The sequence below is a fragment of the Limnohabitans sp. YIMB22184 genome (assembly GCF_048020265.1).
Classification (GTDB): Bacteria; Pseudomonadota; Gammaproteobacteria; order Burkholderiales; family Burkholderiaceae_C; genus Limnohabitans_A.
This window is the reverse complement of record NZ_CP171843.1, coordinates 1,405,473-1,418,598: the sequence shown is the minus strand read 5'-3', so window position 1 is coordinate 1,418,598 and position 13,126 is coordinate 1,405,473. Positions and strand designations below refer to the sequence as shown.

Sequence of the window (13,126 nt, the reverse complement as noted above, 5' to 3'; positions counted from 1 at the left end):
GACACCCTTGTACTGTTGAACGCCTTGATTATATCGACCGACCCCCAAATGGATGAGCCCTGCGCCTTGCTGGACGATGGTGAGCGCGTGCTGGAGGCATCGGACGAAGAGGTGCGCAGCAGCCAGGTGCCGGTGGCTCTGCATGGCCAGCGCCTGGACCGTGCCTTGGCCCAAATGGTGCCCGAGTTTTCACGCAGTTATTTGCAGCAACTGATCGAGCAGGGCGATGCCCTGATCGATGGTCGTGTGGTGACCAAGGTGTCGACCAAGGTCCGCCTGGGGCATCAGGTGGTGGTCACGCTGCGGGCCACGCCTCAGTCGCAGGCCTTTGTGCCGGAAGCCATGCCCATCGATGTGGTGTACGAAGACGCCCACCTGCGTGTGATCAACAAGCCGGCGGGGCTGGTGGTCCACCCGGCCCCCGGCAACTGGCGCGGCACATTGCTCAATGGCCTGTTGGCGCTGGACCCGCAGGCCAGCGAGGTGCCCCGGGCGGGCATTGTGCATCGCCTTGACAAAGACACCAGCGGTCTGATGGTGGTGGCCCGCACCCGCCAGGCCATGGACGCGCTGGTCCAGCAAATTGCTGCGCGGGATGTGCGTCGCCAGTATCTGGCCATCGGACACAAGCCCTGGACAGGACCTTCGCCCACCACCGTGGAAGCGGCGATCGGCCGTGATCCCGCGAACCGCCTGCGCATGGCGGTGGTCGATTTGACGCACCAGTCCGGCAAGACGGCATCCACCACGGTGGAGGTGCTGGACAGCCACGCGCTCGGTTGTCTGGTCGAGTGCACGCTGCACACAGGTCGTACGCACCAGATCCGGGTGCACATGGCCCACATCAGCCATCCTTTGTTGGCCGATGCCGTGTATGGCGGAGCCAAAGCCGCGGGCATGGAGCGCCAAGCCCTGCACGCCTGGCATCTGGCTTTCGTCCACCCCATCACCGGTCAGTCGATCGATCTTCGTTCGCCCTTGCCCGAGGACATGGCCCGAGCCTTGTCAGACTGGGGCCTCAGCTACAATGCACCCACTCAGGGAGCTTGAGCTGGATTCGCCGGCTTGAGCGCAACCAGGGCTTGGCCAGCGGCCAAAGCCCTCCAGAACGGGGTTGTTTCTTTGCGGAAGCGGCCATGACCTCTGCACCTTTGACGCCGTGAGGCGTCTTTTTCCCGAAAGATCGACACATGAACACGGCGCAAGCCAAGCGTGTCCTGGAAACGGCCTTGCTCACAGCGGGTCAGCCTTTGTCATTGCGCGACATGCGCGTGCTGTTTGACGATGCGCTCGGGGCCGACACCCTGCGGCAAATGCTGCAAGACCTGCAAGACGAATGGGCCCAAAAAGGTTTGGAGTTGATCCGCGTGGCCAGCGGCTGGCGCTTTCAGAGCCGGCCCGAGTTGCGCACTTACCTCGATCGTCTGCACCCCGAAAAGCCGCCCAAATACACCCGCGCCGTGTTGGAAACCTTGGCCATCATCGCCTACCGGCAGCCGGTCACGCGCGGTGACATGGAAGACATCCGTGGCGTCACCATCAATTCCCAAATCCTCAAGCAACTGGAAGATCGGGGTTGGGTTGAGGTGATTGGTCACCGTGAAACCGTCGGCCGTCCGGGTTTGTACGCCACAACGCGCCAGTTTCTCGATGATCTGGGCCTCGCCGCCCTGGACCAATTGCCTATGCTCTCGCAAGTCGACGGCCAAACTTCGGCTTTGTCGGGTTTGGTGGACGAGTTGCCCGTTCAGCCGTCCTTGTCGCTCGAAGAGGCGATCAACGCTTTGCCTTTTGAAATGCCCATCGTGGCGGACTCCGAAGACCCTCTTAACCCTCTAGACCGTCCGCTGCAAGGCGAAGAGTCCGCCCCACTATGAAGAACTCCTCTCAAGACGACAGCCGTTCGTCCAAACCCGAAACGAGTGGACGCACTGCGCGCCCAACCCAGCCTGTGGCACCCGGCGAATCTGTTTACAAAGCGATCGCCTTGGCCGATGTTGTGTCGGGTCAGTTTGACGACGAAGAGGCGGCCGAAGCCGTCGCCATCGACCTGGGTAAGCGGGTGCTGGCGCCCCAGACCGATTCGCCCAAACTGCACAAAGTGCTCGCGCAAGCGGGCATGGGTTCGCGCCTCGAGATGGAAAAGCTCATCGCTGAAGGCCGCATCATGGTCAACAACGAGCCCGCCCACGTGGGCCAGCGCGTGCAATACGGGGACCAGATCAAGGTCAATGGCAAGCCCATCCACATCCGGATCGACCCGCCGCCCGCCCGCGTCATCGCCTACCATAAGCCCGCAGGCGAGATCGTCAGCCACGATGATCCGCAAAACCGCCCCTCGGTGTTTCGCAAACTGCCGCGCCTGCAAAACGGCAAATGGCAGTCGGTGGGTCGCCTGGACTTGAATACCGAAGGCCTCTTGTTGTTCACCAGCTCGGGCGAGTTGGCCAACCAGCTCATGCACCCGCGTTTCGGCCTGGAACGCGAATACGCGGTCCGTGTTTTGGGTGCCTTGAGCAAGGATGAAAAGCAAAAACTGCTCGACGGCGTGATGCTCGACGACGGCTCGGCGCAATTCGGCTCTATTGAAGACGGCGGTGGCGAAGGCTCCAACTGCTGGTACCGCGTCACCATCTCCGAAGGCCGTAACCGTGAGGTTCGCCGCATGATGGAAGCGGTGGGCCACGCGGTCAGCCGACTGATCCGCATCCGCTACGGTGCGATGGTGCTGCCGCATGGCCTGCGCCGCGGTGCCTGGCTGGAGCTCGATGAGTCCGATATCCGTGCGCTCATGCGTGCTGCGGGCACGCTCGACCGGGCTCGGACCCCAGCGCCACGCCCGGTCTCACGCACCGACCGCAACGATCGTCGTCCTCGCACAGGCGGACAGGGCAGGGCCGGTACCGCCGTGCCGCGGGCCAAGCCTGCAGCCAAACCCAATCAGGCACCCGGTGGATCGGGCATGCATGCCAAGTCGGATGGCCCGAAAAGCGAAGCCAAATACATTGGTGCCGAGAGCTTCAACCGTTTGAAAAATGCCCCGGGCGGCCCAGGCCGTGGTGGGCGTGGCGGCGGTGGCCGCAGCCGTTGATTTCGGCTTCTGCCGTGGGGCCATGTGCCCCGGCAGTGCCTTTTGGCAGGCCCGCTCAGGTTAGAATAGTGGGCTTTGCCGCAGGGCAAAAATGCTTTTCAAAACCCTTTCGTTACAGGAAACAACATGGCCATCGAACGCACCCTCTCCATCATCAAGCCCGACGCAGTCGCCAAGAACGTCATCGGTCAGATCTACGCCCGATTCGAAGCTGCCGGCCTGAAAGTGGTCGCCGCCAAGATGGCCCACCTGTCGCGCGGTGAAGCAGAAGCTTTCTACGCTGTGCACAAGGCCCGTCCTTTCTTCAAGGATCTGGTCGATTTCATGATCTCCGGTCCCGTGATGATCCAGGCCCTGGAAGGCGAAAACGCCATCGCCAAGAACCGCGACCTGATGGGCGCTACCGATCCCAAGAAAGCCGACGCCGGCACCATCCGTGCTGACTTCGCCGACAGCATTGATGCCAACGCTGTGCACGGTTCCGACGCCCCTGAAACTGCCGCCGCCGAAGTTGCCTTCTTCTTCGCTGGCATGAACGTTTACCCACGCTGATAGCGTCGCGGCTCCAGCGCGACCCCGACCCTCATGACGGCCAACCTTCTTGAATTCGACCTGGAAGGTCTGGCCGTTTTTTGCGAGGGGCTTGGCGAAAAGCGCTTTCGGGCCACCCAGTTGTTCCGCTGGATCCACCAGCGGGGCGCTGCAGATTTCGATCAAATGAGCGATTTGGCCAAGTCCTTGCGCCAAAAGCTCCAATCTCATGCGCACGTCACGGCACTGCCCGTGATCAGCCAGCACATATCTGCTGATGGCACCATCAAGTGGCTGTTCGATGTGGGCGACGGCAACGCCATCGAATCGGTTTTCATTCCCGAAGACGACCGGGGCACCTTGTGTATTTCATCCCAGGCCGGATGTGCCGTGGGATGCCGTTTTTGCTCCACAGGCCACCAAGGTTTCAGCCGCAACCTCACCACGGGTGAGATCCTGGCCCAGCTGTGGTTTGCCGAGCACTTTTTGCGCAAACACCTGAACACGCCAGACCGCGTCATTTCCAACGTGGTGATGATGGGCATGGGCGAGCCGCTGCAAAACTACTCGGCGTTGGTGCCCGCGTTGCGTGCCATGCTCGACGACCATGGTTACGGCCTCTCTCGCCGCCGCGTCACGGTGTCCACTTCGGGTGTGGTGCCCATGATCGAGCGCTTGTCGGCCGATTGCCCGGTGGCCTTGGCGGTGTCATTGCATGCACCCTCTGATGCGTTGCGCGACCACTTGGTGCCACTCAACCGCAAATACCCGCTCGATGAACTCATGCAGGCCTGTATTGGCTATTTGGCCCATGCGCCGCGCGACTTCATCACCTTTGAATACTGCATGCTCGATGGCGTCAATGACCAGCCCGAGCACGCCAGCGCCTTGATTGACCTGGTTCAAAAACACGCCCGCCAGGGCCTGCGTTGCAAGTTCAACCTGATTCCTTTCAACCCTTTTCCGGCCTCCGGTTTGTTGCGCTCGCCTCAGGCGCGTGTGCAGGCCTTTGCCAAGCAACTGCAAGACGCAGGGCTGGTCACGACCGTGCGCAAAACCCGGGGTGATGACATTGATGCCGCATGCGGGCAGTTGGCCGGTGATGTGAAAGACCGCACTCAGGTGCAAAATCGCATGGCGCAGCAACGCACCATCCGGCTGGTGCCTGTTTCTTCTGTTCAAGCTCAGGAGCCTGATGATGCCTGACAACACGCATTCGGATGACGGTTTGTCGACCCCTGACAGCACAGGCAGTGCCCCCTCGACGGCAGGTGGTTTGTTGAAAGCTGCTCGGCAGCTGGCCGGGGTGCATCTGGCGGTTTTGTCGGCGAACTTGAAAGTGCCTGTGCGTCAGCTGGAGGCTTTGGAAGCCGACCAGTACCCGGTGGGTCAAAGTCCTGTTTTTGCCCGCGCACTGGCGGCCAGCGTGTGCCGTCAATTGCGCATCGACCCTGCCCCCATCTTGGCTTTGATGCCCATGTCTGCCAATTATTTGGAGCCGCATGGTGCCGTGCGCCATGCTGACATTGCACCCGCTGATTTGGGGCGTGTGCGCAGATCTTCGGCAGATGTGCCGGCCAAGGCCTGGTGGGCCGCGGCTGGCATGCTTGTGCTCACCGCTGCTTTGATTTGGGTCCCACACCCTTCGCAATGGGCCTGGCTTGAGGCGCTGACTGGCGCAGTGGCTTCGCCCGCGCCTGCTCCGACAACGGTCACTGAGCTCATGCCGCCGAGCGCACAGCTTGTCACCGATCCGTCGCAAGCGGCGGGGCAGGGCGATTCATTGCCCTTGCCAACCGTGATGCCCGGCATGCCCGGTATGCCGACGGCAGCCCCATCGTCCGCAGCGGCGGCTGAGCCAGCGCCAGAATTGGTCTTCACTGCCCTCAACACCAGCTGGGTCGAAGTGCGCGACAGCCAAAACCAGTTGCTGTGGAACGGCGTGCTCAATGCCGGCGATGCCAAACGCTTGGAAGTATCGCAGTCGGTCTCGGTGGTGCTGGGTCGGGCTGATGCCATTCAGGTGAGCTTCAAGGGCCAGCCTGTCGATCTCAAGCCGCACACCAAAGTCAATGTCGCCCGTTTTGAGGTGAAACCATGAGCGCTCCAACTCCCATTGCCATCGCCGTACCCGCCCAGCGCAAAAGCCGCCAGTCCAAAGTGGTCTGGGGCTCGCGCGTTGTTACCGTGGGCGGCGGTGCCCCGGTGCGTGTGCAGTCCATGACCAACACCGACACGGTGGACGTGATCGGCACCGCCATCCAGGTCAAGGAACTGGCTTTGGCCGGCTCCGAGATGGTGCGCATCACCGTCAACACCCCCGAAGCCGCCGAGGCCGTGCCGCACATCCGCGACCAGCTCGACAAAATGGGCATCGATGTGCCGCTGATTGGTGACTTCCATTACAACGGCCACCGCCTGTTGACCGATTACCCGGCATGCGCCGAAGCGCTGTCCAAGTACCGCATCAACCCCGGCAACGTGGGCAAGGGCGACAAACGCGATGTGCAGTTCGGTCAGATGATCGAAGCGGCCATGCGCTGGAACAAAGCCATTCGCATTGGTGTGAACTGGGGTAGCCTGGATCAAGAATTGTTGGCCGACCTGATGGACACCAACAGCAAGCGCGCCGAGCCGTGGGAGGCGCGTCAGGTCATGTACGAGGCGCTGATTTCGTCGGCCATCTCGTCAGCCCAGCGTGCCGAGGCCATGGGCCTCAATGGGGACCAAATCGCCTTGTCGTGCAAGGTCTCGGGCGTGCAGGATTTGATCTCGGTCTACCGCGAGTTGGGCCGCCGTACCGACTACGCCTTGCACCTGGGCCTCACCGAAGCGGGCATGGGCACCAAGGGCACAGTGGCTTCAGCGGCTGCCTTGTCGGTGTTGCTGCAAGAAGGCATTGGCGACACCATCCGCGTCTCGCTCACGCCGCAACCGGGCGAAGCCCGCACGCAAGAGGTGGTGATTGCGTCCGAGATTTTGCAGTCGCTGGGCTTGCGCATATTTGTGCCCAGCGTCACCGCTTGCCCCGGTTGCGGCCGCACGACCAGCAGCAGCTTCCAGGAACTGGCCAAACAGATTGACGACTTCTTGCGCGCCCAAATGCCCGTTTGGCGCGTGCGCTACCCCGGGGTGGAAAACCTCAAGGTGGCGGTCATGGGCTGCATCGTGAACGGCCCCGGCGAGAGCAAGCACGCCGACATCGGCATCAGCTTGCCGGGCACGGGCGAAGCGCCTGCGGCCCCGGTCTTCATCGATGGCGAAAAGCGCCTGACCTTGCGTGGCGAAGGCATCGCGCAAGAGTTCCAGGTGCTGGTTGAAAACTACATTGAGAACCGTTTTGGTTCCGGATCTGCAGAACAAAAATGAGCGAAGCGCTGAAAGAAAACACCCCCAAAGTCGAAAAAACGGCCAAAGCCCAGAAGCTGGTGGGCGTCAAAGGCATGAACGACATCCTGCCGCCCGACTCGGCGCGTTGGGAGTGGCTGGAGGGCCAGGTGCGCGCTTTGATGGCGCGTTACGCCTACCGCAATGTGCGCTTGCCCATCGTTGAGCCCACGGCGCTGTTTGTGCGTGGTCTGGGCGAGGTGACCGACATCGTTGAAAAAGAGATGTACTCTTTTGAAGACCGCCTGAACGGCGAGCAGCTGACCCTGCGTCCCGAGGGCACGGCCGGTCTGGTGCGCTCGGTGGTCGAGCACAACCTGCTGTACGAAGGCGGCAAGCGCTTGTATTACATGGGCCCCATGTTCCGCCATGAGCGCCCGCAGCGCGGCCGTTACCGCCAGTTCCACCAGATCGGCGCCGAGGTGCTGGGTTTTGGTGGTCCCGAGGTCGACGCCGAATTGATTTTGCTAGCCAACGACTTGTGGAAGGCGTTGGGCCTGAAAGACGTGCGTCTGGAACTCAACAGCCTGGGCCAGCCCGCCGAGCGCCAGGCCCACCGCGCTGCGCTGATCGCCCATCTGGAGGCGCACAGCGATGTGCTGGACGAAGAAGCCAAACGCCGCCTGCACAGCAACCCGCTGCGCATTCTGGACACCAAAAATCCGGCCATGCAAAGCGTGGTCGAGGCGGCGCCCCGTTTGCTCGATTTTTTGGGTGAGGCCTCTATGGCGCATTTCAACGCGGTCAAGGCCATCTTGGATGCCAACGGCATCGCCTACAGCATCAACCCGCGCCTGGTGCGCGGCATGGACTACTACAACCTCACCGTGTTCGAGTTCATCACCACCAGCCTGGGCTCGCAAGGCACCATCTGCGGTGGTGGCCGATACGACTACCTGATCGAGCAGGTCGGCGGCAAGCCTGCGCCTGCGGTCGGTTGGGCTTTGGGCGTCGAGCGGGTACTTGAACTCATCAAAGAGCAGGGCGAGGCCTTGCCCGATCTGGCCCCCGATGTGTACGCCATCATCCCCGAAACCGCCGCCTTGCCCGTGGCCATGCAGGTGCTGCAGACTTTGCGCAGCTGCGGTGTGTCGGCGCAAATGCATGCAGGCAGTGGTGAGGGCATGGGCAGCATGAAGTCCCAGTTCAAGAAAGCCGACGGCTCGGGCGCTCGTTTTGCCCTGGTTTTTGGGGCCGAAGAGCTGGCCCAGGGCCTGGTGGCGGTCAAATCGCTGCGCGACGGTGCGGGTGCCCAGCGCACTGAGTCCCTGAGCACCGTGGCCCACTGGGCCCACACCCTACAATCTGCGCTTTGAAGCGTAACCAGCAGTCAACACACCATGGCCAAAGCACTCGACCTTGAAGAACAAGAACAACTCGACCAGATCAAACACTTCTGGAAGACCTGGGGCAATCTGATTTCGTGGGTGTTGATCACAGTATTGGGCAGTTATGCCGCATGGAATGGCTACCAGTACTGGCAGCAGACCCAGGCCACTAAGGCGGCCGCCCTTTACGACGAGGTTGAACGTGCTGTGGCCTCGGGTGACATCAGCCGGGTCGAGCGCAGCCTGGCAGACATGAAGGACAAGTTCGGCAGCACCCAGTTTGCTCAGCAATCGGCCTTGCTGGCGGCCAAAGCCCTGCAGAGTCAAGGCAAGGCCGAAGCCGCACGCGACGCTTTGAGTTGGGTGGCCAACGGTGCGTCCGACAAAGCTTACCGTGACATTGCACGCTTGCGTTTGGCGGCTTTGCAGCTGGATGCCAAGTCCTATGACGAGGCTTTGAAGCAACTGACTTTGGAATTTACGCCCGAAATGTCGGGCTTGGCCGCAGACTTGCGTGGTGATGTGTTGCAAGCCAAAGGCCAGAATGCCGAAGCCATCGCGGCTTACCAGCAAGCCTGGCAAAAACTGGCAGACACCCCTGATTACCGGCGTCTGGTTCAGGCCAAACTCAATGCCTTGGGTGTAGACCCTGAGGCGGCTGTTTCGGAGACTTCAAAGTGACGGCTGTATTGACACACAAATGGACCCGTTGGACCTTGCTGGGGGTCTTGGCCTTCTCCATCGCAGCCTGCTCCAGTGCGCCCGATAAGCCCAAGCCTGCTGCACTGCCTGCAGTCAGTGGCCAATTCGCCGTGCAAAAAGCCTGGTCAAGCGCGGTGGGGCCTGTCACTACACCTTTGTTCGCCTCTGTGCATGGTGATCAGGTGGCGGTGGCTTCCACCCAAGGGCAGGTGGCCTTGATCAATGCCTCCAGCGGCAAAGATGTTTGGCGACTCCAACTCGACAGCCCCATTCAAGCGGGCGTCAGCGGTGATGGTCAGCGTTTTGCCGTGATCACCCGCCTCAACGAGGTTGTCGCCATCGAGGCGGGCAAGGTCGTTTGGCGTTACCGCTTGCCCGCTTTGTCTTACACCGCGCCCGTCGTGGCAGGCGCTCGCGTGTTTGTCCTGACTGCGGACCGTGCGGTCACCGCGCTCGACGGCGCGTCTGGTCAAAAACTTTGGACCCAACAGCGCACCGGGGATCCCCTGGTGTTGCAGCAAGCTGGTTTGCTCATGCCTTTGGGTGACACTCTGCTGGCGGGGTGGGGTGGGCGTTTGGCCGCTTTGAACCCTAATACCGGCGCCGTTCTGTGGGAAACGCTGGTGGGTTCTTCGCGCGGCACGAACGAGGTGGAGCGCCTGGTGGATCTGGTCGCTGGGGCCAGCCGTCAAGGGCAAACCTTGTGCGTGCGGGCTTTCCAGTCGTCGGTGGCCTGTGTGGATACCAACCGAGGTGCCACCTTGTGGACACGCCCTGCCCAAGGCCACGAAGGCCTGGATGGGGATGACAAGCTGTTGTTTGGGGTTGAGTCGGACAGCAAAGTGTTGGCTTGGCAGCGTCAGGGTGGGCAGCCTGCCTGGACGCAGGACGCCTTGCGTTTTCGTGGCCTGAGTGCGCCCTTGGTGCTGGGTCGCTCGGTGATGGTGGGCGATGACAATGGCTTGGTGCACTTTTTGTCGCGCCAGGATGGACAAACCTTGCAGCGGTTGAGCACGGATGGCAGCGCTGTTACAGGCAAGCCGGTGGCCGCGGGCCAGACTTTGGTGGTGGTGACACGCGCCGGGGGCGTCTTCGGATTTCGCCCTGAATGATGGATCGGAAAATTTTTAAGTGAAACCTGTACTGGCCCTCGTTGGCCGCCCCAATGTGGGCAAATCCACGCTGTTCAACCGCCTCACCAAGAGCCGGGACGCCATCGTGGCCGATTTCGCAGGCCTGACCCGCGACCGCCATTACGGCAATGGCAAACAAGGCCGTCAGGAGTTCATCGTCATCGACACGGGCGGTTTTGAGCCCGACGCCAGTGCGGGCATCTACAAAGAGATGGCCAAGCAAACGCAGCAAGCGGTGGCCGAGGCCGATGTGGTCATTTTTGTGGTGGATGCCCGTGGCGGCTTGTCGGCGCAGGACCACGACATTGCCAAATACCTGCGCAAGATCGGCAAGCCATGCCTGCTGGTGGCTAACAAGGCCGAAGGCATGCTCGAAGGCATCCAGCTGACCGAGTTTTACGAGTTGGGCTTGGGCGAGGTGATCGCCATCTCGGCTGCGCACGGGCAGGGCACACGCGGCTTGGTCGAGCTCGCTTTCGAGTTGTTGAATTTGCCCGACGAACCCGAAGAAACCGAAGAAGATCCTTCGGTCATCAAACTGGCTGTGGCCGGACGTCCTAACGTGGGCAAGTCCACCCTGATCAACACTTGGCTGGGTGAAGAGCGCCTGGTGGCATTTGACATGCCGGGCACCACGCGTGATGCGATCAGCGTGCCATTTGAGCGCCAAGGCCAGAAGTTTGAGTTGATCGACACTGCAGGTTTGCGCCGCAAGGGCAAGGTGTTTGAAGCCATCGAGAAGTTCTCGGTCGTGAAAACACTGCAGGCCATCGAGTCGGCCAACGTGGTTTTGCTTTTGCTCGACGCCGAGCAGGGCGTGACCGATCAGGACGCGCACATTGCCGGTTATGCGCTGGAAAGCGGCCGGGCCATGGTGCTGGCGGTGAACAAATGGGACGCGGTGGACGAGTACCAGCGCCAGTTGGTGCAGCGCTCGATCGAGAACCGATTGCCCTTTTTGAGCTTTGCCAACATGCACTTCATCTCGGCCAAGAAGCGCCAAGGTCTGGGTCCGGTCTGGAATTCGATTGTGCAGGCCCACAAATCGGCCATGTGCAAAATGAGTACGCCAATTTTGACGCGCTTGCTGCTCGAAGCCGTGCAGTTTCAAAGCCCTCAGCGCGGTGGCATGTTCCGACCCAAGATGCGTTATGCGCACCAGGGCGGCATGAACCCGCCTGTGATCGTGATCCACGGCAACTCTCTCGAACACGTCACCGACACTTACAAGCGCTTTCTGGAAGGGCGCTTTCGCAAGGCCTTCAATTTGTCGGGTACACCGCTGCGGATTGAAATGAAAACATCCACCAATCCGTTTGCGGACAAAGAGTCCAGCTGATGTTTGAGGAAATCGGTTTTTCTCAAGTGTGAGCATCTCGTCCTGTGGTAAGGTCACTGCTTCTAAAACTTCTGAACACGGAGAATATCGTGAGCAACAAAGGTCAACTTTTGCAAGACCCCTTCCTGAACGCACTGCGCCGTGAGCATGTGCCGGTCTCGATTTACCTCGTGAACGGCATCAAGCTGCAAGGCCAGATCGAGTCGTTCGACCAATACGTGGTGCTCTTGCGCAACACCGTGACCCAGATGGTCTACAAGCACGCTATCTCGACTATCGTTCCCGGTCGTTCTGTGACCTTCAGCACACCCGAAACGGGTGAAATCACCGCTTGATGCGGTTTTTGCTCGCCCGGCGGTGTGACTCCGCCGCTGAAGGTTGTTGACATTGTCTGAATCATCCTCCCGCCAACCCGCGCCGACCTTATTGGTCGGCGTTGACTTTGGGCTGCCGCATTTCGATGGCGAACTGCAAGAGTTGGGTCTTCTGGCCGAATCCGGCGGACTCAAGCCTGTTGCCCGCTTGACCTGCAAGCGCAAAGCGCCGGACCCAGCGCTGTTTGTCGGCAGTGGCAAAGCCGACGAGATCAAGGAGCTGGCCTTGATGCACGGAGCGGTCGAGGTCTTGTTTGACCAGGCCCTGAGCCCAGCGCAGCAGCGCAATCTGGAGCGCCACATCGGCTTGCCTGTGAACGACCGCACCTTGCTGATCCTGGAAATTTTTGGTCAGCGTGCGCGCAGTCACGAGGGCAAACTGCAGGTCGAGTTGGCTCGTCAGCAGTACCTGAGTACACGTCTGGTGCGCCGCTGGTCACACTTGGAGCGCCAAAGCGGCGGCATCGGCATGCGCGGCGGCCCGGGCGAGACCCAGATCGAGCTGGACCGTCGGATGATCAACGATTCGATCAAGCGCATCAAAGAGCGCCTGGTCAAAGTCAAAAAGCAGCGCAACACCCAGCGGCGTCAGCGTGAGCGGCGTGACACCTTCAACATTTCGCTGGTGGGCTACACCAACGCGGGCAAGTCCACGCTGTTCAACGCGCTGGTGAAGGCCCGTGCCTACGCGGCAGACCAGCTGTTCGCTACCTTGGACACCACCACGCGCCAGCTGTATCTTAGCGAAGCAGGGCGCTCCGTCTCCTTGTCCGACACCGTGGGATTCATCCGTGATCTGCCACACGGTCTGGTCGAAGCCTTCCAGGCCACTTTGCAAGAGGCGACCGAAGCGGATTTGCTGCTGCATGTGGTGGACGCGGCTAACCCGGATTTCCCTGAACAGATGGCCGAAGTCCAAAAAGTGCTGGCCGAGATTGGGGCTGACAATGTTCCGCAGTTGCTGGTCTTCAACAAGCTCGATGCATTGCCAACCGAGCGCTACCCCTTGCAAATGCAGGACCACTACGAGATGGACGGCGAGCCTGTGCCCCGTGTTTTCCTGAGCGCTCGATCCGGCCAAGGTCTGGATTTGCTCCGTTCGGCCTTGTCAGACATCGTCAAGGCAGCCATGCCTGCACCTGTTCCCGAAGCCGAAGATCCCCGTGACTTGACCCGGGAATATCCGGGTGATCTGCCTTGAAGCCCCTCCGAATTCGGCACAATGCGGATTCGTCATCCTG

At 61.0% G+C, this 13,126-nt stretch carries 13 protein-coding genes; all 13 read left to right on the top strand.

What is annotated here, in order from left to right; all coding sequences use genetic code 11:
- The first annotated feature begins 48 nt into the window (after positions 1–48).
- The 13 genes from ACHEXL_RS06715 (at position 49) to hflX (ending at position 13,086) form a co-directional block, all read left to right on the top strand.
- On the top strand, positions 49–1,050 hold the full coding sequence (locus tag ACHEXL_RS06715; RefSeq protein WP_416561321.1) for an RluA family pseudouridine synthase: 1,002 nt from the start codon (positions 49–51) through the stop codon (positions 1,048–1,050).
- Positions 1,051–1,190: 140 nt separating this feature from the next.
- Positions 1,191–1,877: an SMC-Scp complex subunit ScpB gene (scpB, locus tag ACHEXL_RS06710; RefSeq protein ID WP_416561197.1), complete on the top strand. Its 687-nt coding sequence runs from the start codon at positions 1,191–1,193 to the stop codon at positions 1,875–1,877.
- Positions 1,874–3,091 carry a pseudouridine synthase gene (locus ACHEXL_RS06705; RefSeq protein ID WP_416561196.1) on the top strand — a complete coding sequence of 406 codons (1,218 nt, stop codon included), beginning with the start codon at positions 1,874–1,876 and terminating at the stop codon, positions 3,089–3,091. The genes scpB and ACHEXL_RS06705 overlap by 4 nt, the downstream gene beginning before the upstream one ends.
- A 126-nt stretch (positions 3,092–3,217) precedes the next feature.
- Positions 3,218–3,643, top strand: a complete 426-nt coding sequence (gene ndk / locus ACHEXL_RS06700; protein ID WP_416561195.1) for a nucleoside-diphosphate kinase — start codon at positions 3,218–3,220, stop codon at positions 3,641–3,643.
- A gap of 33 nt (positions 3,644–3,676) precedes the next feature.
- A complete protein-coding gene (rlmN, locus tag ACHEXL_RS06695) occupies positions 3,677–4,828 on the top strand; it encodes a 23S rRNA (adenine(2503)-C(2))-methyltransferase RlmN (RefSeq protein WP_416561194.1) in 1,152 nt (383 codons plus the stop codon).
- A complete protein-coding gene (locus tag ACHEXL_RS06690) occupies positions 4,821–5,723 on the top strand; it encodes a helix-turn-helix domain-containing protein (protein WP_416561193.1) in 903 nt (300 codons plus the stop codon). The genes rlmN and ACHEXL_RS06690 overlap by 8 nt, the downstream gene beginning before the upstream one ends.
- Complete coding sequence (gene ispG / locus ACHEXL_RS06685; protein WP_416561192.1) at positions 5,720–6,991, top strand: flavodoxin-dependent (E)-4-hydroxy-3-methylbut-2-enyl-diphosphate synthase; 1,272 nt, start codon at positions 5,720–5,722, stop codon at positions 6,989–6,991. Before ACHEXL_RS06690 ends, ispG begins: the two co-directional genes overlap by 4 nt.
- Positions 6,988–8,325: a histidine--tRNA ligase gene (gene hisS / locus ACHEXL_RS06680; RefSeq protein ID WP_416561191.1), complete on the top strand. Its 1,338-nt coding sequence runs from the start codon at positions 6,988–6,990 to the stop codon at positions 8,323–8,325. The genes ispG and hisS overlap by 4 nt, the downstream gene beginning before the upstream one ends.
- Before the next feature lie 24 nt (positions 8,326–8,349).
- Complete coding sequence (locus tag ACHEXL_RS06675; protein ID WP_416561190.1) at positions 8,350–9,018, top strand: YfgM family protein; 669 nt, start codon at positions 8,350–8,352, stop codon at positions 9,016–9,018.
- Positions 9,015–10,151 carry an outer membrane protein assembly factor BamB gene (gene bamB, locus ACHEXL_RS06670; RefSeq protein ID WP_416561189.1) on the top strand — a complete coding sequence of 379 codons (1,137 nt, stop codon included), beginning with the start codon at positions 9,015–9,017 and terminating at the stop codon, positions 10,149–10,151. The genes ACHEXL_RS06675 and bamB overlap by 4 nt, the downstream gene beginning before the upstream one ends.
- Before the next feature lie 19 nt (positions 10,152–10,170).
- Entirely contained in the window at positions 10,171–11,511 is a 1,341-nt protein-coding gene (gene der, locus ACHEXL_RS06665) for a ribosome biogenesis GTPase Der (protein ID WP_416561188.1), read from the top strand.
- Positions 11,512–11,600: 89 nt separating this feature from the next.
- Positions 11,601–11,846 (top strand): RNA chaperone Hfq, encoded by a 246-nt coding sequence (gene hfq, locus ACHEXL_RS06660; RefSeq protein WP_062404412.1) that lies wholly within the window; start codon positions 11,601–11,603, stop codon positions 11,844–11,846.
- A 46-nt stretch (positions 11,847–11,892) separates the two neighbouring features.
- Positions 11,893–13,086 (top strand): GTPase HflX, encoded by a 1,194-nt coding sequence (hflX, locus tag ACHEXL_RS06655; protein ID WP_416561187.1) that lies wholly within the window; start codon positions 11,893–11,895, stop codon positions 13,084–13,086.
- Positions 13,087–13,126: the final 40 nt, after the last annotated feature.

Bases quoted from the DNA above. Each gene is read 5' to 3' on its own strand.
- ACHEXL_RS06690 (WP_416561193.1), top strand. From the start codon at position 4,821: ATGCCTGACAACACGCATTCGGATGACGGTTTGTCGACCCCTGACAGC.
- ndk (WP_416561195.1), top strand. From the start codon at position 3,218: ATGGCCATCGAACGCACCCTCTCCATCATCAAGCCCGACGCAGTCGCC.
- hisS (WP_416561191.1), top strand. From the start codon at position 6,988: ATGAGCGAAGCGCTGAAAGAAAACACCCCCAAAGTCGAAAAAACGGCC.
- scpB (WP_416561197.1), top strand. From the start codon at position 1,191: ATGAACACGGCGCAAGCCAAGCGTGTCCTGGAAACGGCCTTGCTCACA.
- ACHEXL_RS06675 (WP_416561190.1), top strand. From the start codon at position 8,350: ATGGCCAAAGCACTCGACCTTGAAGAACAAGAACAACTCGACCAGATC.
- ACHEXL_RS06705 (WP_416561196.1), top strand. From the start codon at position 1,874: ATGAAGAACTCCTCTCAAGACGACAGCCGTTCGTCCAAACCCGAAACG.
- ispG (WP_416561192.1), top strand. From the start codon at position 5,720: ATGAGCGCTCCAACTCCCATTGCCATCGCCGTACCCGCCCAGCGCAAA.
- ACHEXL_RS06715 (WP_416561321.1), top strand. From the start codon at position 49: ATGGATGAGCCCTGCGCCTTGCTGGACGATGGTGAGCGCGTGCTGGAG.
- rlmN (WP_416561194.1), top strand. From the start codon at position 3,677: ATGACGGCCAACCTTCTTGAATTCGACCTGGAAGGTCTGGCCGTTTTT.